Raw genomic sequence first — 24314 nt, forward strand, 5'->3', positions numbered from 1 at the left:
GCTGCATAATGCATCACGGCGATCGCTACGCAGGCACCTGTGAAGGCGACATTCCCAGCCGATACCCGGCCTGCCCGCGCCCGGAGGAAGCGGCGGCTGATCGTTGACCTGCACCAAGCAGCACCTTCGCGGCATGGGTGTCCGCGCGTTCACGCCCACTCACTCGAACAGGCGCCGTGGCCGCGCAGTTGCAGCGCGTTCCTCGAACAGTAAGATCGGCCCAAGGACAGGGGGAGCAAGCAGCCACGGAGGACAGCAATGATGATGGGGACCCTTCCGAAGGTCTGGGACGCGTGCGACAAGATCAGGCACGCGATCGTGCGTGGGCGATTCGTCCCAGGGCAGCGTCTGGAACCGGCCACATTGGCCGATGAGCTCACCACCAGCCTCACCCCGGTCCGGAACGCGCTGTATCGGCTGAGCGGCGAACGCCTGGTCGATGCGCATTCGCGAGACGGCTTCTACGTGCCCCTGCCTACCGAGGCCGCCCTGCGCGAGCTCTACGACTGCATGGAAGAGCGGCTGATGGCCTGCCTCGCCCGTGGCGCCTTGCCCGGTGACAGACCGTACAAGCGCCCCGCCCCACACGATGGCGCCGCCGAGGCGACGTGGCTGCTGTTCGACACCATTGCGCTCAAGACGCGCGTTGTCGAGACACGGTATATCACCCAGCAGGCCAACGACCGACTCGCGCCAATCCGTGTTGCCAAACGCAGCCTGTTTCCCGACGCACACGCCGAGCTGGACGAATTGATCACGGCTTGGGAGTGCGCCGACATCGCACGTCTGGCACGTGCGCTGCACGCCTACCACGCCCGTCGCCTCAACCGGGTGCCGGATATCGTGGCGCTGTTGAACGAAACGCGCCACGCGCCGCACTGAACGAAGCGCGCGATGCACCGCAATTTGCAGGTGCGCATCACACTTCCAGGGAATTCTGGAAGTACACAGCGAAAATCATTTGAGAACACAAGGCAGGCGCTTCAACACTGGCTGTGTCATGGGTGGTCCATGACATCACCTAGAGGAGACAGTGATGAACGCGAACGACAGCAACAGCCGCGAACTGCAGGCCGACGTGATCGAACTCGGCGTGGCCAGCACCGTGACCCTGGGCGGAGGTGCCGTTGGTGAGCCCAACGGTGATCCGATAGAGGCTGATATCTCGGAAGAGTGAGCGATCAAGGGTGCGCCGCATGGCGCACCCTTCTTTCGAGGAGGCGCGACATGCCTTGGCAAGTGAGCGAAAGCATCTCGTTCTGCGAACTAGACGATCGCCTTTTCTTCCTGGATCTGGGGCGAGATCGCTACTTCCAGCTTTCCGAGACGCTGGAGCGGAGATTCCGACAACATCTACATGCCCCTGACGACACGACCTCGCTCGAACGCTTGATTGAACAGGGGCTCTGCCCTGGGACTGCACCGGTGCGGAACGAGATCGTTGCAGTCGAGCAGAGCGTCCCCGAGCTTACCCAGTCGCCGGCAAGAGTCCGTCTTGACACGGCCCGCGACATCGGGCTGGCGGTACTCGCGACGTACCGACGGTTGACCACACAACCGCTGGGGCAAGTGCTAAACGACCTGACCAGCTACAGATGCGCGAAGGTAAGCCGGCCGTCCTCAGATTACCGCGACGCGGAGGAAGAGCGACGCCTGATCGAGGCCGCCGACGCCTTCAATCTTGTGAGACCTTACATCCCGATCGCGACAAGTTGCGTCATCGACTCGGTCTCGATGATCAGATTTCTCGCCAAGCGAGGTCTACACGCGCACTTGGTCATGGGGGTGGCTTGCGATCCCTTCTCCGCCCACGCATGGGTCCAATGCGGCTCGTTGGTTCTGAACGACAGCATCGGTTCCGTGCAGGGGCATGTCCCCATCCGAGTTCTCTGATGCATTACGCCTACATCGCACTGATCGCTAAGAACGACGGCACTCCTGGCGATGCCGAGCACCCGCCAGCGCATCAGCTTCAGGCGCTACACCTCGAAGCACGAGGGCGCGTGGGCTGCATGACAGTGTTCGCGCACGAGTGGACACCGACGCTATCGCTGCCAGACGGCAGCATGATCATCGGCGATCTGTATGGCCAGTACGGATCACCCATCTGGGAGTGGGACACGCACGGCCCCTGCCCTACGTCACGCGAACTTCGACAGCATCTTCTTGATCACTACTGGGGCGAGTACCTACTGCTACAGCCACCTGAGACGGGAGATGACCGCACGACTGTCATGCGGGACCCCACTGCAGGGGTCGCCTGCGCCTACTCGCTGCAGGGCGGCCAAGGCTTCATAACATCCGATTTGTCGATTGCATCGCGCCTTGGCTTGCACAAAGAGCAAGTCGACTGGGAGTTCGTACGCCACAGCCTCGTCTATCCGCACCTGAAGGTCACGCGTACCGGGCTTGCGGGCGTCAGCGAGTTGCTTCCCGGGTGCACACTGGCGACCAACGGCCAGACGATGTCCACCGAGATGGCCTGGTCGCCTTGGCGCTTCGTGGCCGCCCCCGAGCGCCTGCGAGACTTCGACACCGCAGCACAGACGGTTCGCGATGCGCTAGTGCTTGCGGTCGAAACTATGGCCGACACCGACGGGGATGTCCTGCTCGAGCTGTCAGGCGGCCTGGATTCGTCGATTGTCGGCGCATGCTTGGAGGCCGCGGACGGAAGACTGGTGTGCTGTACGGCGGTGACGCCGTTGCCAGGCGCCGACGAGCGACGGTATGCCGGCCAGGTCTCGACACAGCTCGGCGTCGCCCTGCAGGAGCAAATGCTCGATTTCAACGCAACGGATATCGACTTCCCGCTGCCAGCTCACTCTTTGCGTCCGGCCGTCTGGGTGCTCGGACACGCCGTCGGTCGTGCCATGGACGCCGTTGGCGACCGCATGCGCGCCGCCAGCCACTATTCAGGAAGCGGTGGTGACACCGTATTCGGATATCTCAAAACCGCCGCTCCCGCCGCCGACGCCGTCCGCGAACATGGTACGCGGGCCGGATGCCGTGCCATCACCGACCTGTCGAGGCTGCATGGGTGCACGCTCGCGAAAGCCGCCCGTCTGACCGCGCGCAAGCTCTATTCACGCCCCAAGCCTCCCTGCAAACCGAATGCCTCCCTGCTCTCCGGCATTGACGAAACACCGGCTCACGAGCGACACCCATGGCACGAAGCTCCAGAGACTGCGTTGCCAGGAGACCGCGAACGCATCTTCGACCTCGCCGGCAACCAGTTGTTCATGGATGCCACCTTGCGTGCGCGCGGTCGAAGGGTCCGCATGCCCCTGCTCTCGCAACCCGTCATGGAAGCCTGTCTCCGAGTGCCAACCTGGATGTGGATCGCCGGCGGACGCAACCGTGCGGTTGTACGCGCGGCCTTCTCGAAGCACCTGCCCGCAGACGTGCTCAACCGGCGGAGCAAAGGCAGTTTCCTCAACTACACGTTCGGGATCTACGTCAGAAACAAGCCGGCCATTCGCGAGTTCCTTCTGGGCGGTCATCTCCACGCCCAAGGCCTGATCGGCGCTCGGGCGCTCGACGAGTTCCTGGGCCGCCAGCTTGCGGCACGTGATCGCTCGTTCATGCGGGTGTTCGACTTGTGCATGATCGAAAACTGGGTGCGCAATCACGCGTAGGCGCAGACCTACTCCGATCAACGAGCAGACGCCCCGGTACGATCCCGCATCGCACGCCACGCAGCGTACTGGTCGACCTTCGCCGGATCGGTATCTTCAACGCCCTGCAGCCAGAAGCGAAACCACTCCATGTTCCGGGTATATACGGCCAGCTTGTGCCGCGGCTGGAACTTCTGGTGCGGTTCGTGTGGGAACACGTACAGGTCGGCAGTTCCCCGTCGCATGAGCGGGATCGCATAGTCGAGAGACTGCATGTACTCCTGCTCAGGTACCTGCATCAGCAGCGGAATGGTCAGCTTGTCCAGTTGGTAGACGGGTGACAGCGTCCGCCACGCCTCCGGCGTCTCATCTGGCGCGCCGAGCCCCCAGTACTGCTGCAGTCCATCGATGAAGACCCTGTCCCGCAACGAACCCAACAAGTAGTAAAGCGGCGATACCAGCACGGAGCTGACCGAGGCGGACGTCAAGAGCTGGGAGTGCATCGCCGTCCACATGGTGATCTCGGTGCCGAAGCTCAGCCCGCCCATCCCGACCCGGTTGCGATCGATCTCGCCCATGGAGGCCAGCAGGTCCACCGCGCTTTCGACCGCTGACAGCCCGGTGTTGAATCGAGACACGGGATCGAGTGAGAACGGGGCCGCATTGATGCAGAGCGCTGAGATCCCTTCGGACGCCAGACTCGCAAAGGGCCACTCATCGCCGACACCGCCCCGCAGGAAGCCCGGACACCGGTAGTAGTTCACGAACAACGGAGGCTTGCCGTCCACGCGTCTGTCTGCCGGGTAGAACTGACCCGTGAACGTCTGCCCTTTCGCATCCGTCCAGCGAAGAAGTCGCGCAGGTGGCTGCCGAGCAATGGCCTGCGCAAGCGCTGCGTTCGGCGCATACAGAACGCGGCGTGCACCTGTCTCGAGATCGACACGTTCCAGCCACGGCGGCTCGTTCGCCGAGGCACTCACGCACACCAGTGCCGCATACGAGGCCGCGCAATTGCTGGCAGGATCGCGGCCGCCGTTGAGCAGACCCGTCGACTCCGCCACCCGCCGCACAGCCCCAGACCGAACATTCCAGGCAAAGAGCGATTGCGCGAGACCTTCTGCAGGGTCGGTCACGGTGAACAGCACCTCGTCGCTGCCCGGTCGCCACTGCACCGATGTGATCGCTTGGCCGGTGCATGCCGTGTCTCGGCACACCACCTCGTCGCGAACGGCGTCTGACAACCTGGCCGACAGCATGACATCGGGTGCATAGCGCAGGTCGCCCCGCTCCCCCACCCGCGTCAGAACCGCCACCCGTCCATCCACCGGCGAGCGCGCCAAAATCCAGGCATCGGAATCCTGCTTCTGCTGCGGGCCATCCTCGGCGCGATGGTCCAAAAAATCCCGGCGTTCTAAGGTCTGGAGGTCCACCTCCTTCCAGCGGTCCGGCACGTCGGCGAGCAGCGGGACGCGGGCAAACCACACATCGCCGTAGCGCTGCGTCGCCAACCGTCCCTCCAGGTTGCCCGAGCGGAACAGCGTCTGGCCGACCGGTGTCGAACTGTCCACGCGCACGCCTGCGTTGTACTCGGCCTGCTCCGCGTTCTCGATCGCCTCGCGCGTGGCCCCGACGCGGTAGCGAAGCGTCCGACCATCGTCAGCCAACTCGAAGCCGCGGACGTCCGCAGCATCCAGCGTCAGCGGGATGGCCCCGGCGCCATCCGCCGCCGCGCGCCAGACATCGAGCCTGCCGTCGATCAACGCCAGGTAGTAGAGCCAGCGTCCGTCCGGCGACCACACCGCGGGCGCCAGCAACGCGATGCCCGCAGTGTCGCGGCGCACGAAGCCACCATCTGCGACGCGACGAGGCGGCGCGTCGCCGTCGATGTCCTGCACGTACCAGAACGCATCGTAGGTGTTTCGCTCGACGGACGCCTGCTCGAGGCGAAATGCGACCCGCTTCCCATCCGGGGACAGCACGGGGGCGCCAAAATCCACCACTTCCAGCAGGGCCCGAGGCGAGACGGCGAACGCGGCCTGCGGGCAGCAGAGTCCGGCCAGCAGCAGTGACAGAACGCCCAAACGCATAGCCGTTACCACCGCTTGGTGATGGAGACAGACAGGAACCGCCCCACTGCGGAGTAGTTCGCCGCGTCATACGGCGCATATGTGGGCGAGATGGACGCGTACAGCGGTGGCGCCCGGTCGAGCAGGTTCTGGCCCGCCAGCTCGAACGTCACCTCGGAGAACAGACCACCACGCGGACCGGTGTCGTAACGCAACGTGCCGTCGAACGTCGTAAAAGATGCGCCTGTGCTGCCGTCCCGCGGATTCTCCACGCCGCTGGCATAGTTGCCGAAGACCGATGCCGTCCAACCATCCCGATTCCAGACCGCCCCGAGGCGTGCATTGCGCCTGGCTGGGTTGAACAGCGTGCCCGAAAGGTCATGCGGCGGCTGGGTCGCGAGGGTCGCCTGGGTGCTGTCCAGCCAGCTGGCCGAGCCCCGCAACGAGAGCCGCCCGCCGGCCACATCCAGCCGATAGGTCCCCGCCAGATCCAGGCCCCGGATCCGCTGGCGCGAGGCGTTGACGTAGCGGTTGTCGACCACCGCCACGACCTTGCTGCCGTCATAGGGCGCACCGGCATAGTTGTAGAGGTTGCTGGCGCTGCCAATGAGCCTATCCAGCGTCGTCTGCGACGGATCGAGCGCGACAAATGCCGCATAGATCGGCGCGAAGGCACGGCCAGTATCGATGACCGGAGCGACGATACGATCGGTGTAGTCGATATCGAACCAGGTCAGTTCGGTCTCCAGCCCGGGCAGAGAGCTCGGGTGGAAGGACAACGACGTGCTCCAAGTGCGGGCCCGTTCGGGATCCAGATCGACACGGCCGCCCGACAGATACAGCGCGGTCGCATCCGGCGGAAAGCCCGTCCCGCCGAATGTCGTCGGCGCATACAGATAGGCATTCTGTTGCCAGTAGCGCTGCTGGAACGTCGGCGCCTTGAAGGACCTGCCCCAGGATGCTTTGAACGTGACATCAGGCAACGGCGAGTAGACGACGCCTAGCTTGGGCGTCGTGACCCGGCCGTAGCTGTCCGAATCCTCGGTGCGGACCGCACCGGTCAGCACAAGGCGCTCCACGCCACGGATGCGCTGCCCCGCCCCTATGATCGGGAGGTTCAACTCCGCATACGCGAACCGGCTGCGCTCGTCGCCCTCAGCATTGGTCCGGTTCCCGGTAAGACTGAGGCTCAAGAAGCGGTTGTAGCGATAGCCCGCGCCCACGGCGAGCCGGGACTCGCCCCCCGGCAGGTCGAACAGCGGCCCTTCCCCGCCCAGCTCATACGTAACGCTCTTGTTGCTGTAGGTGCCAGCACTGGTGGAGTTGACCGTTCCAGTCGTCGTGGCGATCACCTGCTGGGTCGTCGCCGTCTTGTCCCGCCCCAGCGCGGCGCCCAGTGTCAGCGTCCAGTCTTGCGGCAGATGCAGCTCCAGGCTGGGCGCCACCAGGGTCGTCGTCGTCTCGGGCGCATACCGGTGATAGACGCTGGCATAGGCCGTGTCCGCCACCATGATCCGCTCGCTTCTCAGCACGTCCAGGCGCAGTTCGGCCGCGTCGCCCAAGGCCTGGTGGGCGCTCGCCACCGCGCTGCGCAGACCGTTGCCGGACCAGAGTGTGGCGGGCTGGTACATCGATCGGGTGTAGTCGCGCTGGTCGGCGCGGATCGGGTCGCTGTCGGTCTTCTGGCCAGCGACGATCATGCCGCCCGTGGCCCAAGTGGTGCCCGTAGTCGCGGTGTACTCGCGGGTGGTCATGCCGCCATCGGTGGCGGCACCGAACCGCCACCCAGCGGCCACGCCATCGAAGTCGCGCTTGAGGATCACATTGCCCACACCGCCCACGGCATCGGAGCCATAAAGCGCCGAAGCGCCATCGGGCACGATCTCCAGCCGCTCGACGGCATCGACCGGAATCGCGCTGATATCCACCATCTGCATCAGACCGCCATAGGCCAGTCGCCGGCCGTTGAGCAGGGTCAGCGAGGCGTCCGGTCCGAGGCCGCGCAGGTTCAGGCCGGAGCCGCCCGTCACGTTCTGGTTGCTGACGCCGGCACTGGGATTGGCTTGCGCGCCCATGCCCGGGTTCTGCCCGCCCGAAAAGTTCTGCGGGATGCTCCGAATCACCTCCCCGAGGTCCTTGAAGCCTTCCTCCAGGATACGCTCGATGCCGATCGTGACCACCGGCGACGGCGTCCTGCCGCCGCGGATGCGGGTGCCGGTGACTTGGATGGTGTCGAGCTCGGTCGCGTCCGGATTGGCTTGGTCACCTTCTGCAGCCAGGAGGTGACCACTCGACTTTTCGGCAACCTGTGCAACAGCGCCTGCCAGTGGAAGCAGCGATGCCACCGCTGCCGCTAGAACATTCCTTGTCAACACCGTTCGGAAAAGCTTGTCCTGCCGATCCCGCATGTCGTTGCCCCGTTTGCGGCGCGGCTAGATCGCCAGCGCACCTGTAACGAGGTCTGATGTCGGTAGAGATAAAGCCCCCATCAACGACACGCAGAATGCAGTCCAACCTATTCCACGCGTAAAGCGAACGACGAGACGGGATGATGAGCAGACATCGCATCCCTTGCACGAGTACTAAGGGGGAAGAAGGTCCTGCTCAATGAGTGCGCGCAACTCGGGGTCGTCACGCAGGTGAGCGGCTTCCTCATCCAGCCGCTGAAGGTATCGATAGGCCCGCATGTTCCGCGCATCGGCGGCTAGCCATTTCTCGCGCCTCACTCGCTGCACTGGCGTCTCCGCACAGCTTCTGGCGAGAAAACTAGCCGCCTGCTGGACAATCCGTTCGTAGTCAGTGCTCATCGTCGACTCGACGCTCATGACGGCGTGTTTCCTGGCGAATGATCCTACCAGCAAGTCTCACGATCGATGGCACAAGCGTGTTGTCGTAGGCTCGGGACCGCCTGCTGTTACGAGAGCTTGGAATCCCGGTCCTTGAGTGCTTGAAGATCTGGATCGCCCAGGAGACGGGCTGCCTGCTCGTCGAGCCGCTTCAGAAGCAGATATGCACTCGCATGCCTAGGGTCTTGCGCAAGCCACGCCTCGCGTTCCAGGCGCTGTTCTGCTGTTTCCTCGCGGCTCCGAACCAGAAAATCGGCCGCCTGCTGAGCGATTCGCTCGTCTTCAATTGTCATCGCTGGCTACGCCCATGACCAGAGCCTCTGTTCACAAGAGTGAACGATGCTACCAGTAGCCAACCGAGACCGTCATCCCCTCCTACCCCCTACTCGTTAGGCTCGCGCACGGCAGCGCGAAATGCCAGCAAGGCCCTACTAATGTGCTTCTCTACCATCTTCACCGAGATTCCCATCCTCGCTGCGACCTGCGGATAGGTCAGCCCCTCAAATCGACTAAGCATGAAAGCAAGTCGGCACTTCGGCGGCAACTTGAGAAGGGCGCGCTTGAGCAGCTCCAGCGACAATCGGGCGTCTGCGATGTCCTCGACCGATGTCTCATCCGCTCGAATGGGCCCGACGACGCTAAGCGAGACGTGGTCAGACGCACGCCGACGATACTTGGCTCTCTGGTGCTCCAGCACTAGATTGTGGGCGACGCGGTACATCAGCAGTTCGTAGCTGTCGATGTTTGAACTCTCGCGATAGACCATCATGCGAGAAAGCGTCTCTTGAGTGAGGTCCGCTGCCAACTCGATGTCGCGGGTTCGTCGCTGCAGATACTTAAACAGCTCTTGGCGATGCGCGGTCATCGCCTCGTCGAACTGCGAGCGCAACCGCTCCGTTCTTTCAGCGCAGACCGACTCATCCAATGCCAGATGCCCGTCGCGCTTGTTCATGGCCGCCGCAGCTCCGACGAGACTTCGCGGCAACATGGCGGAAAGCTCCTCTCCACTTGCCACAGCGAGCGAGCAGCCCCAGTACCCGGTCTTTGGAGAATTCGGCTTGCCATGTCGGCGATGTGATCCCTCAGTAGTTGGAAATCACGGGCTCAATGTCTACCGCCAAAAAGCACGGAGCTACCCCGCTTCCCTGAATGATGGCAAGCCACTAGAACCCCCTACACAAAGCTCGCCGCCAATTTCTCGGGGTCACGCATCGCTCCGTACTCAGCTCATCGTTACTTCCAACTTATGCTTCCGCAGCCGCCAGTCGGGCATCACTTTGTCGAGAAGCTCGTAGAAGGCAGCGTCGTGATTCTGCTGCGCCATGTGGCACAGCTCGTGGGTGATCACGTAATCGATGGCGTGTACTGGCGCTTGTATGAGGCGCCGATTGAGGAGCAAGTGACCTGCCGACGACATGGAGCCCCAGCGCTTCTTCATCGTTCGCACTGTGAGCCGCTCGGGGCGGAAAAATTCAACGTTCGGGAAGAAGCCGAGGCAATGCGCGATCCGCTCCGGAAACTTGATCTGTGCTCTATGGCGGTACCAGTCTTCCACCAGCTCACGTGTCACTTCGGGATCGTTTGGCCGATCAGACTGCACCAAGATGAATCCGTGGATCATCCTGACGTGGCACTGCGCGTGAGGAACAACCTTGAGCCGGTACTGCCGACCCAGGTAGCGATGTGTCTCTCCAGAAATGAAACGGCGCTCGACCGTCCTTGGCAGGAACTGTGCGAAGTATCGCTGTTGCTTCAGCACCCATGTCGCTCGTTTCCGCAGTTTCGCTTCGATGACGTCATGCGTGGCCGCAGTCGGCGCTGCAATCGTGACCGACGCGTCGGGCGCGACCGTGATCTCCAGCGTTCTCCGGGAGCGGCGCACCACCCCGTAGCGGATTTCCCGCTCGCCATACTGCAGGCTGTACTGCTTTTGCGTCATACAACGAACCTGGCCCTAGCAAGGCTCATGATTGCCAGTTCGAGCTCGTCGAGCATTTCCACAGGCAGGTTGACGCCCTTCTCGTCGCGCAAGACATCGAAGAAGTAATCATCAATCGCGTTCCGCAGCTTGTTCTGCGCCACTTCGTTCGACCAGATGTCAACGATCAGATGCGATCTGATGATCTCGACGAGATCGAGGGCCACGGATGCAACCGCGGCAGAGGGCATGGGGCTGTCTTCAGCACTTCTCAGCTGGTCGCCCAGCACTCCGAACAGCGCTTGCGCGTCTTCGTCACCTCGAATCGCCTGCGGCACATTTCGACCCCGGTCCTTGCGCGCCACCTTGCTCGCCAGATCGACCACGTTGCGCAAGTAGTCGCGCTCGGAGAGGCGCTTCTCGCGATAGGCGCGTATGGTCTCCTCCAACAGTTCGGAGAACTGCTTGTAGAAGGTCGGATCCTCATCCATCTTCTCGGTGATGGCCCGGCTGGTCGCGCTGGCGATGCGGTCCGCCTTCGAGGCCTGGGAAACCCCCGCCTCCTCGACGACCGCATTCAACGCATCCGAGTCGTTGATGTTCACCATCTCGATGATGGTCTCGGCAGGCATCGCCACAACATGGTCGTCCAGAAGCTTCTGGATCTTCGGCTCGAACTCGCGAATGTCGACAGTCTCCTGATAACGGATCTGGACCGACCGCTTGAGCTCGGAGAACTGCTTCCAGTCGCGCTTCAACGCGCTGACCCTGGCGTCATCGAAGACATCGAACAACTTGTCGGACGAAAGCGAAATATGCAGGCACCTGGTAAAGGCGCGCAAACGGCCGTAGAACTCCTGTCGCAGCGCCTCGTCCGCGAGATGCTGCTCGAACTGCTCCATGTCCTTCTTGTTTCGGACCTGCTTGAAAAGATCCCAGAGCTGCTCGTGAAGCTGGGGCAGTTTGCGGATTTCCTCACGGACATCGTGCACCGTCCCCGCAAGGTCCGCAGCCTCGTATCCCTCGAAAGCCGTATACGTGGTCAGCGCGCTGTCGAGCTCGCCGAGCAGTCCTTCATAGTCAATGATGAAGCCGAACTTTTTCTCCGTGGACTCGTCCTCGTAGAGCCGGTTCACGCGCGCAATCGCCTGCAACAGATTGTGCTCACGCAAGGATCGGCAGATGTAAAGCACGGTGTTGCGAGGCGCGTCGAAGCCAGTCAACAGCTTGGAGACAACGATCAGAATCTCAGGCTCGCCGGAGCCCTTGAACGCATCGATGGTTTGGCGGTTATACGCATCCTCGGACTTGTACCGCTCCATCATCTTCGCCCAGAAGCCACGCACAAGGTCCTTCGATGCCTGATCGACGTCATCGTTGCCTTCGTTTTCATCCGGCGGCGAGATGATGATGGCGCTGGAGACGTGGCCGATCTCGTCTAGCACATTCTTGAAGCGCACTGCCGCCGCCTTGGACGGCGCAACGAGCTGTGCCTTGAAACCGGTGCCCTGCCAGTGCTGGCGGTAGTGCTCGGAGATGTCGAAGGCCTTGGCGTGGATGGCCTGCTCGGTCTTCGCCAACGCATCCATCCGGGAGTACTTCCGCATGAGGTCGGCTTTCTGACTTGCAGTCAGACCTTCGCTGATCTTCTCGAACCAGCGATCGATCACCTTGCCGGATACCTCCTGCTCCACCAGACGCCCTTCGTACAGGAGCGGCACCACGGCACCATCGGCCACGGCCTCATCGATTGCATAGCGGTGAATCAGCCGGCCGAACGTCGAAAGCGTGTTCTTCTCACCCTTCAGCAGAGGCGTGCCGGTGAAACCTAGGTAACAGGCCTTGGGCAGGAGGCGACGCATCTTGGCGGCGAACTGGCTGTGCCCGCCGTGGCGCCCCGTCTGTGTGCGATGGCTTTCGTCCACCAGCACGAAGAGATTCGAGTCCTCATCCACCCACTGGATACTCTTCACCGCCGTATCGAACTTGTTGACGATCGTCGTGATCAGCGGCGCCTTGTTGCGGACAAGATCCAGAAGATGCGCGCCAGTGGTCGCACGCACCGGGTCCAGATCGCATGACTTGAACGTTTCCTTGATCTGCTTGTCGAGGTCATCGCGATCCGTAACGATGATGATGCGCGGATTCTCGATGCTGCGTTCCAGGGCAAGTGAACGCCCCAGCATTACCATCGTCAGGGACTTGCCCGAGCCCTGTGTATGCCAGATCACGCCGCCCTTCCGGGCCCCGCTGGCATCGTGCTGCTTGACCGTCTCAACCGCGCGACGGATCCCGAAGAACTGCTGGTGCCGTGCGACCTTGCGGAGGCCGCCGTCGAACACGGTGAACCGTCGGATGAGATCAAGCAGCCGCTGGGGACGGCACAAGGCGTACAGAGCCCGGTCCTGGGCGGTAATCGCGCGATCGCCTTCGGCGGCCATTTCATCGAAGTAGGCGCGCGCGTTCGCGAAATCACCGGTGAAGATCGCATCCTTCTCAGCAGCGGATAAATCCCGGTTGGCAAAGGGTGCAATGGCCTCGTCTGTATCCTCCTCATCACGCCATTCGGCCCAAAATTTCGGCTTTGTGGCGACGGTCGCATAACGCGTACTGCTCCGGTTCATGGCAATCAGCAGCTGCGCAAAGTGAAAGAGCTGCGGAATGTTGTCTTCACTCTGATAGCCGATCAGCTGGCTGTCCGCCTTCCTGAGGTTTTCCGTCGGCCGCTTGCTTTCCATGACTAGGACAGGAATCCCGTTGACGAAGGCCACGATGTCGCAACGCTTCACCTGGTTCGACGCGGTGCGCTCCACCGAAAACTCGGCCGTAACGTGGAAGACATTGTTTTCAGGATGGTCCCAGTCGATGTAGCGCAGCGAATAGCTCTTGGAGTCGCCGTCGATGGCTTTGGTAATGGTCGTGCCGAGCAATAGCGTGTCGTAGATGTCCTGATTAGTGCCACGCAGCCCTTTCATCCGATCCGGTGTGGGCTTGAGCCGGCGCATCGCCTCATGCGCGTCTTCCAGGTCGAACGCGTATTCGCTTCCGCGATGCGTGAAGCGGTTGATGCGCATCAACTGCTCGGCCAGTACGTCGTCCAGCACGACATTACGGCGCTTTCCGCCGCGCAGGGTCAGGGCTTCGGCCTGCGATAGCGGCGTGAAGCCGAGGGCGACCAGCAGCTGAAGTGCTGGAAGCTGGGACTGATACTTTTCGGCGGCGTCGAAGGTCATGGCTTCCATCCCGCATGTTTCGCCGATTTGTAAAACTTCACGCAGGGAGCGTCCGGACAGCGACCGAGCGTCTCGCGCGCAGGCTCCAGAATGGCAACAAGCCCCGCGTAGTAGCCCTTCTCGCCTGCCCACGCCTCCGCGACGGCCTGTAATTCCAGATGCCGCCTATAGACGTAGGAGATGGCATCGGCGACCTGCACCATCGAGGAATGGTCGGACTTGATCGCGAAGGCGGTGTTGATGATGTGATCGAACCGATCCTTCTGGCTGCGCTCCAGCCAGACAGTTTTCCCGCGCTTATTACCCTGCGTCTGATAGAGACCGTCGAACCACGCGTGGCCCTGATACAGCCCATCTGACAGCTTCGGCATCTCGCTTTTGTTGTCGTCCATGATGGCGACGGTGAGGCCCTTGCTGTTCTTGATGCCTTGCATTTTCTTTTGCACGAGGCAGGCCGTGAACATGGCTGACGCCAGCCAATAGTTCGCGCCGAAAGGTTGCTCATGACCAGCGGCGGCGGCCGCATCGAATGCTTGGTAGGAAAGCGCGTATCCGAAGACTTTGCCGCCATTCTCGACTGTCAGCTCGCAGATCGTGTTGAGGAAAGCCTTGCGTTCGGCCGCATCAATCTCCCGCCATCCGCCCTTGCCGTTGATGAAACGGCTGGTCTTGAAGTCTGCACGGCTGCCGGGATGGAGCGCGAAGAGGGCCTCCAGTCTCCTGTCGAAATCCTCGGTTTTCTTGCGCAACTTGTAAGCGTCGACCATCAACCCCGCCATGACGAACACATCACCTTGACCGCGGTCTCCGCTTTCGTCGACGTAGATGAACTTCATGGGCTGACCCTCCATTCGCCTGTCAGCAGCTTCTGCATCAGGCCACGCTTCTGGCGGGTGAGGGCTTCGATTTCATCCTCGATAGCGGCAAGTTCCGCTTGCGATACTTCCACCACCGCGGTGATGGCCGATTGCTCTGCGGGGTCCATCGGCAGGGCTAGTTTGCCTTCTAGAAAACGGCGGTTAGTAATCGCGATGGTGTTCTTGGCGCCTTTCTGCACTAGCGGGCGCAGGTAGTTGCTAACGGCAATCGGAGACTCGAAAAGGGCATCGAGGATGACGCCGAGGGCGCGTGTTGTGGGGGTGAACACCCCGTAGAGCGGCGACACGATCACCTCTGCCGAGATTTTGCTCTGCTTGATGATGCCGAGCGGAAAGTCCCCCGTCGGGCTCTTGGTGTAAACAATGTCGCCAGGTAGGACGCGGTTGTAGTGGCTGGTTTCGGCGGCGGCAAAGGACCGGCCGAGGTGCACGATCTGATTTATCAGGCCCTTGTGAACCGAGACGGAGAAGACTTCCTCTGCGCCGGTGCCTTGCAAACCATGTTCGGTCAGCACCTCTCCCAGTGTTACCTCGCGCCATTCGCCCGCGTGGCCAGGCAGCCGCGTGCGCCCCGTGAGCAAATGAGTACGCATCCAGATGCGACGTTGAAGATTCGCCGCGCGCAGCGCCTTCAGTTTTTCGATGCCCTCGTCCCAAGTCCGCAGGATTTCAGCGATCTTGCGTTGTTCAGGGAGCGGGGGGAGAGAGAAACAGAACTCGGACAACGTATCCTGGCTAAGGTTGTTGATACTCGAGCCTCCACCCATTCGATGGAGATGCGCTTTGAACAGTGGTGACCGGACGAGCTTCGACGCAAATCTGTGATCGATCTCATCAGACTTGACACGCCCCCTGATCGTGAACCCTGAGAAGGAAATGGGCTCGGTTACCCCGCTTACTAGTACGCACCGACCGATCAACGCCTTGTTCCCGTTCGAGCGGACGAACAGTAGGTCATTGTCTTCGAGAAGATCATCTTGATTGACCTTGCCATTGAGTGTGACCGATGGCGTATCCGAGAAGTCGTTGAGCACTTCTTTGTCTTTGAAGTCGCCGACACCGATGACCTTGACCCGTTCACCTCGCGAGGCTTGCGTGAAGTTCATCCCATTCCGGAATTCAATGAGGTCGGCTAGGGATTTGCGTTTCCAACGGTCAAGCATCATCGCTACCCTTCTTCCGCCCACTCTTCGCGATCTCTTCCAGTTCCACGAGTTGGGCGATGTCAGCCTCATCCACCGACAGTGCGTCGGCAGCGCGGCAGTTGGTGGCGACCACATCGAACCGCTCAACGGCCAGCTTCTGCGCCACGTCCATCCGCAACCTCGAGTCACTGGTCGCCACGTCGCTAGACGCCTTTCCGTCCGCGGCAGTTGTCAAGGATTCCTTGACAACTGACTCTGCTGCCAGCACCCCCTCGGGCAGGAGGTTGTTGATGTGCAGACTGGTGTTCTGTTTGGAGGTTTCGAAAAGCTCGGCCATCTCCAACTGGATCAGCCAGACTATGCCGTCGATGGCCCGCAGGCCGATGGTCGCGGCGCCGTCCTCGGTGCTGTAAAGGATCGGTTCGCCCTCAGACATCGACGCCCAGCTCCTTCAGGTAGCCGGCCATCTTCCTGCGCACCTTGGTCAACTCGGACTCGATGGTGTTGATCCGCCTCTGCAGCGCGGCGACATCGATCTCCTCCTCCGGCTCGAAGGTGTCGACGTAGCGAGGGATATTGAGGTTGTAGCCGTTCTTGGCGATCTCCTTCGGGCTGGCGCGGTGCGAGTATTTCTTGACCTTCGCCCGCGCAGCGTATGTGTCCAGCACCTTGTTGATATGTGCATCAATCATCACGTTCTGCGTCTTGCCAGGCGTAAACGCCTTGCTGGCGTCGATGAACAACACGTCACGCCGATCCTCGTTCGCACCGCCTTCCTCTCGGGAACGGTCGAAGATCAGAATGGCGACCGGAATCCCCGTGGTGGTGAACAGGTTGGCCGGCAGTCCGACGACCGCGTCGAGCAGGTTCTCTTCAATCAGCTGTTGGCGAATTCGCCCCTCTGCGCCACCCCGGAACAGCACGCCATGCGGCACGATCACCGCCACTCGCCCGGACTGGCGTTTGGCGATCTCGATCATGTGGGTGATGAAGGCGTAGTCGCCCTTGGATTCGGGTGGCACCCCGCGCCAAAAGCGCGTGTACTGATCGCTACCGGCGTCTTCTGCACCCCACTTTTTCAACGAGAACGGAGGGTTGGCGAGCACCACATCGAAGCGCATCAGATGATCGCCCTCGACCAGCGCGGGGCTGTTGAGCGTGTCGCACCATTCGATTCGCGCGGCGTCCTTGGCGTGCAGGAACATGTTCATGCGCGCCAGCGCCCAGGTCGCGCCGTTTACCTCCTGCCCGTAAAGCGCGAAGTTCTCGGAGCCGACTTCCTGCGAGGCCTGGATCAGCAGGGAGCCCGATCCGCAGGCGGGGTCACAGATGGTGTTGCCCGGCTGTGGCGCGGCCAGTTTGGCTAACAGGCGTGACACGGCGGCGGGTGTGTAGAACTCCCCTGCCTTCTTGCCGGAGTCCGACGCGAATCGGGAGATCAGGTAGATGTAGCACTCGCCGATGATGTCCTCGGTGACCCGCGACGGGCGCAGGTCGAGGGCCGGCTTGGCGAAATCTTCGAGGAGGTTCTTCAGGCGACGGTTACGATCTTTCGGACGCCCAAGATTGGCCTCGGAGTTGAAATCGATGTTGCGGAAGACGCCTTCGAGCTTGGCGCGGTTCGCATCTTCGACCTGTTCGAGTGCGATATTGATCAGCTCGCCGATGTTGGGCTCGGTACGCTGCGCATAGAGATCGTAGAAGCTCGCGCCTTCCGGGAGAATGAATCGCTCACGCTCCAGGCGCCGACGGATGCGGGCTTTATCGCCGCCGTACTGCTTGCGGTAAGTCTCGACATGATCGTTCCAGAGGTCAGAGATGTACTTGAGGAACAACATCACCAGGATGTAGTCCTTGTACTGCGTGGCATCGATGGGACCTCGGAACGTGTCGCAGGCGTCCCAAGCGGCCTGGTTGATCTGTTGCTGTGTGATGTGGTCGGTCATGCGTGGGCTTCCTGATTGGCGGCGCGCTCAGCGGCTTCGCCTAGAAGAGTGGTCAAAAGACGGGTGCGGCTTTCGGCGAGCTGCTGGAGAAGTCGAGCTTCGAGGCGCCCCAGTGCATCGAGCTCGGCTATCTGTTCTTGAGTCGCTAGATCAGGCACAGCGATTTCGAGCTTCTGCAGCGTCGCCACAGAGATCATCCGCAGACCGGTGCCTTGCGCTTCGCTGCTCAAGGTTCGCTGCGTTTCGGGCCGGTTGATGAACCAAGCCAGGTAGTCCGGCAACAGCTTCCTGGTGTCCGGCCGCAGGATCATCAGCGGCGCGATCACCACGATCGGATCGACGTCTGCGCTCCTGACGACTGCCGCGGTGCTCGGCTCGCCTCGCGAACGGAAGATCAAATCACCGCTCATCACGTGAAAGCGCTCCGCCGCGGGCAGGTCGTAACGCTGCGATTCTGGAACGGCGAACTCCGCGCCTGCGGTGACATCCCGGAGCTGCAGGACTGGCAGTCCACCTTGATCCGCGGGCTCAAGCTTGCTTCGGGCCGTGTACCCGGAGTGGACCCCGCATAGCTGCGAGAGCTTCATAAATTACCTCGTAGGCGTCGTACTGCACACTTTACAATCAATGGGTACCGTGTCAAGGATTATTTTTTGCAGTACGACCAGTACTGAGAAAGGGCAAGGGGTGCATCGAGCCCTCAAGCCGACTGCCACCCTGCTGGACGCGCCTCTCGACGGCCACGGAAGCTGGGAGAGACAGCGATCGGAGGGCTTTCCCAGCGCCCCCCCCCCGCCACAGTCTCTCGCGAAAAGTGCACTCGACGCGCGGCACCGCCTCAACGCGCAACTGTCCCGATGGTCACGGTAACCGGCTTTCGAGAGCTCAGGACGGACCCAAGAGCCAAGGCGTGTCGGCATTCGCAATTCGCGACGGCGAACGGAAAACACACTCCGCCGCTAGCGCCATCGATGCTCAACTTTCCTGATAGCTGCGCTGGATCAAAGGTCTGGCCTTCTCGAGGTCGGCGGTTGTGCGAAGGGTCAACTCCAGATCGCCCGTCCCCCAGGTACCGATGTTCCGCACGTCCCGACTGAACCCGTTCTCGAGCAGTACGCTGTCCGGGTCAAGTTTCAGCATGACAAGAAGCTTGTCGCGATACGGGATGACGCAAGCGAAGTTCTTCAGCCGACGGAACGCGACGTAGAGCTTGAGATGCTTTTCCTGCACATCGTCGCCAAGCGCACTAAGTTCGTCCGCCAATGATTCGTAGAGCTGACGGATTGCGGGCTGCGCTTGTGCAAGCTGATCTTGCGCGGTCTTGTCCTTGCCCGCCGTTCGTGACTTGCCCGGTGACGATGCACCAGCTTCGGTCTTGCCCGCAGTCGCATCGACCACGCTGACCGCGTTCACCAGCTCCAACAGCAGCAGGTCATCGCCGAAAAGCTTGTAGCGAATCAACTCGACGTTGCGAGGGATCTGCTGGACGGCGTGCTGGTCGTACCGGGTGAAATCCGCGGCAATGCACAGTAGACGCGTGCCGGCCCAGTCGATGGCGTCAGCCACCTCCTTGCCCAATCGCTCCATGACCAGCCAGCGGAACTCGGCCTGGTGGTCCAGCAGCCAGTCCAGATAGAACAGCCCCTGATTGATCACGTTCTCGGTGCTGTGGCGCTTGTACTCGACAATCACCGGGCAGCCGTTCTCATCCAACCCAAGGGAGTCGATTCGCCCCTTGTGCGTCTTGCCGGTGGCGTACTCACTGGCGAGGAAGCGCACGCCAAGAAAGGTCGACATCTGAGCCTCGATCAAGGACTGCAGTTGCCGCTCGATCGCCGCTGCACGACCAGGCAGCTCGGATGCCTGGCCGCTCGTCAGACGGAACAGTTGGATATCGCTCATTTCGTCACCCATGGCACACGTAGTTCGTCCGGCTAGTTTATGCGAACGTCTCCGGCTCTCCTTGCCAATCGGACTTTTCCACCAACAGCGAAATGCCATCTCACCTGGAGGAGCCACCATCACAGCGGCCGTGCCTTACGCCCGCTCGATCATCGATGGCGCTCGCAAGTACTCGTGGCTAGAGGAATTTGTGTTGATCAACATAGACAATGACCCCATCAATGTCGGCCGAGATGTGCAGGCCGCATGGGCGAACACTGCCTCGAGCCGGTTACGTGCGCAGAAACTCTGTCTCGATGACCTCCATGGGTTGGAGATGCCACCGCTCCAGAAAGCACCCCAGATGGAGCCGACCTGGGATTTGATGGCGACTGATCATCATTCACCCTTACCCCCATCCTCTTCTGGCTCTCGACACCAGGCAGCGCCGAGCCACTCCCTGTTCTCTGGATGCAGGTTCGCGTTGGACTTGCGTGCAAGCTGATTGTCGATGAGTCGCTCGATGGTGTCGTGTACTTCGCGGGTCGCGTCACGGTCAATCTGCCCGCGCTCGGTGGCCATCGGCTCAAGGAACCAGGACACCGCTTGAGACGGGTTGGTATGCAGCTGGCCTTCGCGATCCACGACCACTGCCAAAAACTCCTGCCGTAGCCGCTGACCGCGTTCGTCTTGCCAGCGCAGCATGGTCGTCACTATATGGCTGAATTCCGGGAGCTTCGCTTCGGCCGTTAGTCCCTGGAAGTCGTAGTCGCGCGCCCGCGTGAGCAACTCTTGGACAAAGGGGTGATCGAGATCAAGCATCTCAATTTCGATCGCCTGTTGTCCCAATTCCCGGGTGAATGTGACCAGACCCTCCCGACTGAGCTTGGGAAGCCTGGCATCCCCCGGAACCTCGAGCCTCCAGGCAACGTTGGCGAAGCGCCGGCTCTCACGGATCGCGCCTCCAAGCAAAGTGACCATGCCGAACACAAATGCCTTCAGATGAGCCACGCCAACGCGGAAGCCCGCCTTCAGTTCGTCTGCGTCATAACTGACCGCGTGCTGAAACAGGTCGCGCTGCAGCTCCGCAGTTCCCCTGGCCCGTCTTATCGCTTCCTCGATGCTTTCCTCGGTGCGGCGGACATCGGCCGTTGCAGCCTCTTCCAGGATCGCCTCTACATCCAGAAGACTGGCAAGCTCGCCAACGATGTCACTGACTAGGTTCTCTGAAGATGTCTGGTCAATGCCGGCCATGTCGGCGGCGACTTGCTCCAGCCGGGCATACATGTTGCTGACAACCTGGTCATCGGCGGAGGCGATACCCTGGAGGTTGATCGCCACCACGTGGTACTGCTGCCCATAGCGATAAAGGCGACCGATCCGCTGCGCGAGCCGCATGGGATTCCACGGCAGGTCATAGTTGACCAGGATGTGGCAACGCCGATGCAGGTTCAGGCCCTCGCCACCGGCTTCGGTGGAGATCAGGAACTGCCCATCCCCTTCGAACCTCGCTATAGCAGCGCGGCGCTCCTCGACATCCATGCTGCCGTTGATGACATCCACCTTGTCGGAGCCATAGCGGACAGACAACTGCTCAACGATATAGGCCTGGGTCCCGCGATACTCAGTGAACACCAGGACGCGCTCGTCGCGGTTTTCGCGGGTTATAGGCGCAATCACACGGTCGAGGAAGGCCTCCATCTTACCGTCTTCCTCGCAGGCCAAGCGACACTCCTCGATCAGAGTCTTGAGCTTTTCCGTCTCACCAAAGAAGAACTCCTCCCGCTCCTCATCGATCCCGACCCGGGCCTCTTCGTATTCGCCCTCGAACCGCTCGTCGCCAAGGTTTTCGAGGAAACGGGCGGACGCTGCCTCAGACATCAGCCTGGACAGACGTCGCGTCAGGGCCAGCTGCAGCGTGCGGATCGAGGAGGCAGCAAGCTTGCGGTACACCGTCATTACGAAGCCGATGGCACTTCCTTTCCTTTGACCCGACCGTTCGGCCGCCTGGTAGCCAAGCTTCAGGTAGGCCCGCAGTTGTGCCTCCAGTTCCCGCAATTCCGGGCTGGAATCCACCTGCACCATCCTCGATGTCTGGCCATGGAAGACAAAGTTGCCGTCTATATCGGTGACGTCGGACTTCCGGTTGCGGAACACCATCTTCGCCAAGACGCTGGGGTCAACCTCTAGTGTTGCGAACCGGTCCTTCAGCTCGGGACGCAGTAGTTCAAGCAGGGCTTGGAACTGGCTCTGATTGCCTTGGTGCGGCGTTGCGGTGAGCATCACGACGTTGCGTGTTTTGTCTCGCAGTGCTTCAGCCAGCTTGAAACGATCGCTTTTCTCGAACTTCCTTCCGTATTGCCTACGGCTCAGACGATGGGCCTCGTCGAAAATGACGAGGTCCCACTCCTCGGCTTCCATCAGCTTCGTTAGATGCTCTCCGCCCTTGGCTTTGTCGAGGGAAGTGATCACGCGGTCGTACAGCTTCCAATGTGCCGAATCGCTGATCGTGAAGTCCGAGCCATACACCACGAAATCGGCGAGTCCGAACTTGTACTTGAGGTCTTCCTGCCACTGATAAGTCAGGCCGGCTGGAACGACGAGAAGGATACGGCGCGCAATGCCACGTTGCCGCAGCGCCGCGATCAGCAGCCCGGCTTCAATGGTCTTGCCAAGACCAACGTCATCAGCGATCAGCCAGTTGAGGTTTCCAGAACCGAGAATGTGATGGACCAAGTGAATCTGATGTGGCAGCGGATCGATGTCGAAATGCGACAGGGCGCCGGTGTTCTCGTTCCAGAGTGCGAGGGCGTGGGCAAGACTACGCAGACGAAAACGCTCAGCGCCATCCGGGCCGCCTGTATCTCCCGTCCGAAAGCGGAAACGCGCGTCCTTGATAAACCGCAGGCGCTGCCATGGCACCCACATGCGAGACCCCTGAGTCACGAAATCGACCAAGGCCTGCGTCCGCTTCCCAAGCGTACGGAGGGATTCCACAACGCCATACCCCATCGACGTTTCAAAGGTTGATGCGGGCACATGCAAGACCGTGTAGCCCTGCCTCAGGCCGCATTCAACCGTGTGTGCGGGGATCACCTCGCTGGTGCTGGCGCCCGCCCACGTCACCGTAAGGAAAACGCCCGAAGGCGATTTGTGTACAGCCTGCACTACGCCGGGCAGATTGGACTCGGGCGATACGGAAGACAACACCCAAGCGCCGCGGACCGGAACTAGCACATCGTCCGTCAAAACAGTGTCTCCTCGTCGGGTGCCAGCCAATCCGCGATCCGGGCTGGATCGCAAATGGCACCGAACATCTGTCTGACATTGAAGGCTCCGTCATCAAGAGGCTCGTCCCACCAAGACGTCATGTAGAGCGGATTCCGCGATCCGTCGAATGAGCGTATGTCGCACGGGTCAAGGTTGACCTGCCAGACACCGTCGTCAACCTGGGTTCGCACGGACAGGCGGTAACCGAACAGATAGTTCTTAAACGTGGCGAGCTGACCCGTATCTCGCCGCAGCCCCTGCCAGGTCTCCTGTTCATAGAACAAGAAGTCCGAGACCTGATCGAACGCTGCATCGTATCCCAGGAAGTCCAGCAGCTGTGACGCTTCAAGCCACGTTAGGCGCTTGCCGCCATGCCAGCGCTCGGGCGCGAGCGTGTCGCTCTCGACACAATGCAACCACGCGTCGGTGAGCTGGAACATGCGATGGATCTCGGCAATGTCATACCCGGCCCGAACGAACCCACGGACCTGGTACTGCACGCTGCTCCAGCCGCGCTGGCGGATGATGTCAGTCAGAAGATCGAGGTGCCCTTCCGAATACAGCCCCTCATCTCGGAGAAATGCCAGCGCCAGCTGGATCGCACGCTCGTCTGAAGAAACGCCAGTCCGAGCAACGTCAAGGATGACGTCCTCGTCCTCTGCTTCGGGTACTTCCAAGTACCAGAGCTGCTCCAGTGGGTCGTCCGGAACCAGCAGGGGGCGCTCTTTGTCGAGATCAGTGATTTCGAATGGGCAGAGGTCACCACTCTGTGGCATCGCCAAAATCACTGTTTCAAGCGATACTGTCTGAGCATCAAAAGCCGTCAGCGTCTCCACCGCCGACAGGTCAGCGTCCGGGACTGCGCATTCATGTTCGCAGTTCGCCAATTGTGGAACCACGTGATCATCAGAAGATTTACCTGCGGCCGCCACAATTCCAGAGGCCGGCATATTCTCCGAACTTCGCAGCGGGGCCAGCACGTCTCGTTGCCTATCCGACATGGCTTCCCCGACGGGCGTTTTGACGTCGCCGGTGCCCAGATCCGCAACCTTGACTCCGAGCTCGATCAGGTCGTAGATCGAGATCCGCTCGTGATCGTACTCACCCGGCGCCTTGGGTGCAGCGGACTGTGAAACTTCGTCGCAGCGCCACCCTACCGATGTCAGATCGCCCATGCCCTCCCCCCAAGGATCAGCCGACTTAGCCAAGAGTATGCGCTTTTCAGCCTCGCTGCCTGAGCACCTGCTATGGTCCCCTCCGCCAGCACAGGTCTCGCCCAGAGGCGGATATTCACTACTGCAGATTCAATGTGACACGCTCTTGATTCGCTGCAACGCGATGCCACCAACTTCTAGCTAGGTGTGATCTTTCAGTAGGTTGTTCATCCGGGGCGTCTCTGGAAGATGGGGGGTTACGAAGCCAACCCAGCCCCAGGAGCCCCGGATGAACCTGCATAAACATGCCCGATTGACGCCCCATGGTCGAGCGCTGCTCGTGCGCCGGGTCCTGCAAGAAGG

19 protein-coding genes are annotated in these 24314 nt (G+C 61.2%); 4 read left to right on the forward strand and 15 right to left on the reverse strand.

The window, feature by feature from the left end; translation table 11 throughout:
* Positions 1–258: 258 nt before the first annotated feature.
* The 4 genes from ABE505_RS06265 (at position 259) to ABE505_RS06280 (ending at position 3635) form a co-directional block, all read left to right on the forward strand.
* Positions 259–882 (forward strand): GntR family transcriptional regulator, encoded by a 624-nt coding sequence (locus tag ABE505_RS06265; protein ID WP_346442419.1) that lies wholly within the window; start codon positions 259–261, stop codon positions 880–882.
* Positions 883–1036: 154 nt separating this feature from the next.
* Positions 1037–1177, forward strand: coding sequence for a hypothetical protein (locus ABE505_RS06270; protein ID WP_346442418.1), 141 nt, complete (start codon positions 1037–1039; stop codon positions 1175–1177).
* 50 nt (positions 1178–1227) lie between these two features.
* Positions 1228–1893 (forward strand): lasso peptide biosynthesis B2 protein, encoded by a 666-nt coding sequence (locus ABE505_RS06275; RefSeq protein WP_346442417.1) that lies wholly within the window; start codon positions 1228–1230, stop codon positions 1891–1893.
* Positions 1893–3635: an asparagine synthase-related protein gene (locus ABE505_RS06280; RefSeq protein WP_346442416.1), complete on the forward strand. Its 1743-nt coding sequence runs from the start codon at positions 1893–1895 to the stop codon at positions 3633–3635. The genes ABE505_RS06275 and ABE505_RS06280 overlap by 1 nt, the downstream gene beginning before the upstream one ends.
* Before the next feature lie 17 nt (positions 3636–3652).
* On the opposite strand, the gene ABE505_RS06285 is transcribed toward ABE505_RS06280, so the two are convergent.
* The 15 genes from ABE505_RS06285 to ABE505_RS06355 form a co-directional block, all read right to left on the reverse strand.
* The gene (locus tag ABE505_RS06285; protein ID WP_346442415.1) at positions 3653–5701 is read right to left on the reverse strand and encodes an Atxe2 family lasso peptide isopeptidase; all 2049 of its coding nucleotides are present in this window, start codon (positions 5699–5701) and stop codon (positions 3653–3655) included.
* A 5-nt stretch (positions 5702–5706) separates the two neighbouring features.
* Entirely contained in the window at positions 5707–8025 is a 2319-nt protein-coding gene (locus tag ABE505_RS06290) for a TonB-dependent receptor (protein ID WP_346442414.1), read from the reverse strand.
* 237 nt (positions 8026–8262) lie between these two features.
* Positions 8263–8505 (reverse strand): hypothetical protein, encoded by a 243-nt coding sequence (locus tag ABE505_RS06295; protein ID WP_346442413.1) that lies wholly within the window; start codon positions 8503–8505, stop codon positions 8263–8265.
* An 89-nt stretch (positions 8506–8594) separates the two neighbouring features.
* Positions 8595–8819, reverse strand: coding sequence for a DUF4880 domain-containing protein (locus tag ABE505_RS06300; protein ID WP_346442412.1), 225 nt, complete (start codon positions 8817–8819; stop codon positions 8595–8597).
* 89 nt (positions 8820–8908) lie between these two features.
* Complete coding sequence (locus ABE505_RS06305) at positions 8909–9478, reverse strand: RNA polymerase sigma factor (protein WP_346442411.1); 570 nt, start codon at positions 9476–9478, stop codon at positions 8909–8911.
* A gap of 270 nt (positions 9479–9748) precedes the next feature.
* Positions 9749–10465: a SprT family zinc-dependent metalloprotease gene (locus tag ABE505_RS06310; protein ID WP_346442410.1), complete on the reverse strand. Its 717-nt coding sequence runs from the start codon at positions 10463–10465 to the stop codon at positions 9749–9751.
* Positions 10462–13677, reverse strand: coding sequence for an HsdR family type I site-specific deoxyribonuclease (locus ABE505_RS06315; RefSeq protein WP_346442409.1), 3216 nt, complete (start codon positions 13675–13677; stop codon positions 10462–10464). Before ABE505_RS06315 ends, ABE505_RS06310 begins: the two co-directional genes overlap by 4 nt.
* Entirely contained in the window at positions 13674–14513 is an 840-nt protein-coding gene (locus ABE505_RS06320; protein WP_346442408.1) for a DUF3800 domain-containing protein, read from the reverse strand. The genes ABE505_RS06315 and ABE505_RS06320 overlap by 4 nt, the downstream gene beginning before the upstream one ends.
* Positions 14510–15721: a restriction endonuclease subunit S gene (locus tag ABE505_RS06325; RefSeq protein WP_346442407.1), complete on the reverse strand. Its 1212-nt coding sequence runs from the start codon at positions 15719–15721 to the stop codon at positions 14510–14512. Before ABE505_RS06325 ends, ABE505_RS06320 begins: the two co-directional genes overlap by 4 nt.
* Positions 15711–16136 carry a hypothetical protein gene (locus ABE505_RS06330; protein WP_346442406.1) on the reverse strand — a complete coding sequence of 142 codons (426 nt, stop codon included), beginning with the start codon at positions 16134–16136 and terminating at the stop codon, positions 15711–15713. The genes ABE505_RS06325 and ABE505_RS06330 overlap by 11 nt, the downstream gene beginning before the upstream one ends.
* Positions 16129–17646, reverse strand: a complete 1518-nt coding sequence (locus ABE505_RS06335; protein ID WP_346442405.1) for a type I restriction-modification system subunit M — start codon at positions 17644–17646, stop codon at positions 16129–16131. Before ABE505_RS06335 ends, ABE505_RS06330 begins: the two co-directional genes overlap by 8 nt.
* Positions 17643–18233, reverse strand: a complete 591-nt coding sequence (locus ABE505_RS06340; protein WP_346442404.1) for a restriction endonuclease subunit S — start codon at positions 18231–18233, stop codon at positions 17643–17645. The genes ABE505_RS06335 and ABE505_RS06340 overlap by 4 nt, the downstream gene beginning before the upstream one ends.
* Before the next feature lie 388 nt (positions 18234–18621).
* Entirely contained in the window at positions 18622–19548 is a 927-nt protein-coding gene (locus ABE505_RS06345; RefSeq protein WP_346442403.1) for a DUF5655 domain-containing protein, read from the reverse strand.
* A gap of 378 nt (positions 19549–19926) precedes the next feature.
* On the reverse strand, positions 19927–22776 hold the full coding sequence (locus ABE505_RS06350; RefSeq protein WP_346442402.1) for a helicase-related protein: 2850 nt from the start codon (positions 22774–22776) through the stop codon (positions 19927–19929).
* On the reverse strand, positions 22773–23972 hold the full coding sequence (locus tag ABE505_RS06355) for a hypothetical protein (protein ID WP_346442401.1): 1200 nt from the start codon (positions 23970–23972) through the stop codon (positions 22773–22775). The genes ABE505_RS06350 and ABE505_RS06355 overlap by 4 nt, the downstream gene beginning before the upstream one ends.
* Between the last annotated feature and the right edge of the window lie 342 nt (positions 23973–24314).

Source organism: Luteimonas sp. TWI382, assembly GCF_039674545.1.
GTDB lineage: Bacteria > Pseudomonadota > Gammaproteobacteria > Xanthomonadales > Xanthomonadaceae > Luteimonas.

Excerpts from the sequence above, each read along its gene's own strand:
- ABE505_RS06265 (WP_346442419.1), top strand. The coding sequence starts at position 259 with ATGATGATGGGGACCCTTCCGAAGGTCTGGGACGCGTGCGACAAGATC.
- ABE505_RS06270 (WP_346442418.1), top strand. The coding sequence starts at position 1,037 with ATGAACGCGAACGACAGCAACAGCCGCGAACTGCAGGCCGACGTGATC.
- ABE505_RS06275 (WP_346442417.1), top strand. The coding sequence starts at position 1,228 with ATGCCTTGGCAAGTGAGCGAAAGCATCTCGTTCTGCGAACTAGACGAT.
- ABE505_RS06280 (WP_346442416.1), top strand. The coding sequence starts at position 1,893 with ATGCATTACGCCTACATCGCACTGATCGCTAAGAACGACGGCACTCCT.
- ABE505_RS06285 (WP_346442415.1), bottom strand. The coding sequence starts at position 5,701 with ATGCGTTTGGGCGTTCTGTCACTGCTGCTGGCCGGACTCTGCTGCCCG.
- ABE505_RS06295 (WP_346442413.1), bottom strand. The coding sequence starts at position 8,505 with ATGAGCGTCGAGTCGACGATGAGCACTGACTACGAACGGATTGTCCAG.
- ABE505_RS06300 (WP_346442412.1), bottom strand. The coding sequence starts at position 8,819 with ATGACAATTGAAGACGAGCGAATCGCTCAGCAGGCGGCCGATTTTCTG.
- ABE505_RS06305 (WP_346442411.1), bottom strand. The coding sequence starts at position 9,478 with ATGAACAAGCGCGACGGGCATCTGGCATTGGATGAGTCGGTCTGCGCT.
- ABE505_RS06310 (WP_346442410.1), bottom strand. The coding sequence starts at position 10,465 with ATGACGCAAAAGCAGTACAGCCTGCAGTATGGCGAGCGGGAAATCCGC.
- ABE505_RS06315 (WP_346442409.1), bottom strand. The coding sequence starts at position 13,677 with ATGACCTTCGACGCCGCCGAAAAGTATCAGTCCCAGCTTCCAGCACTT.
- ABE505_RS06320 (WP_346442408.1), bottom strand. The coding sequence starts at position 14,513 with ATGAAGTTCATCTACGTCGACGAAAGCGGAGACCGCGGTCAAGGTGAT.
- ABE505_RS06325 (WP_346442407.1), bottom strand. The coding sequence starts at position 15,721 with ATGATGCTTGACCGTTGGAAACGCAAATCCCTAGCCGACCTCATTGAA.
- ABE505_RS06330 (WP_346442406.1), bottom strand. The coding sequence starts at position 16,136 with ATGTCTGAGGGCGAACCGATCCTTTACAGCACCGAGGACGGCGCCGCG.
- ABE505_RS06335 (WP_346442405.1), bottom strand. The coding sequence starts at position 17,646 with ATGACCGACCACATCACACAGCAACAGATCAACCAGGCCGCTTGGGAC.
- ABE505_RS06340 (WP_346442404.1), bottom strand. The coding sequence starts at position 18,233 with ATGAAGCTCTCGCAGCTATGCGGGGTCCACTCCGGGTACACGGCCCGA.
- ABE505_RS06345 (WP_346442403.1), bottom strand. The coding sequence starts at position 19,548 with ATGAGCGATATCCAACTGTTCCGTCTGACGAGCGGCCAGGCATCCGAG.
- ABE505_RS06355 (WP_346442401.1), bottom strand. The coding sequence starts at position 23,972 with ATGGGCGATCTGACATCGGTAGGGTGGCGCTGCGACGAAGTTTCACAG.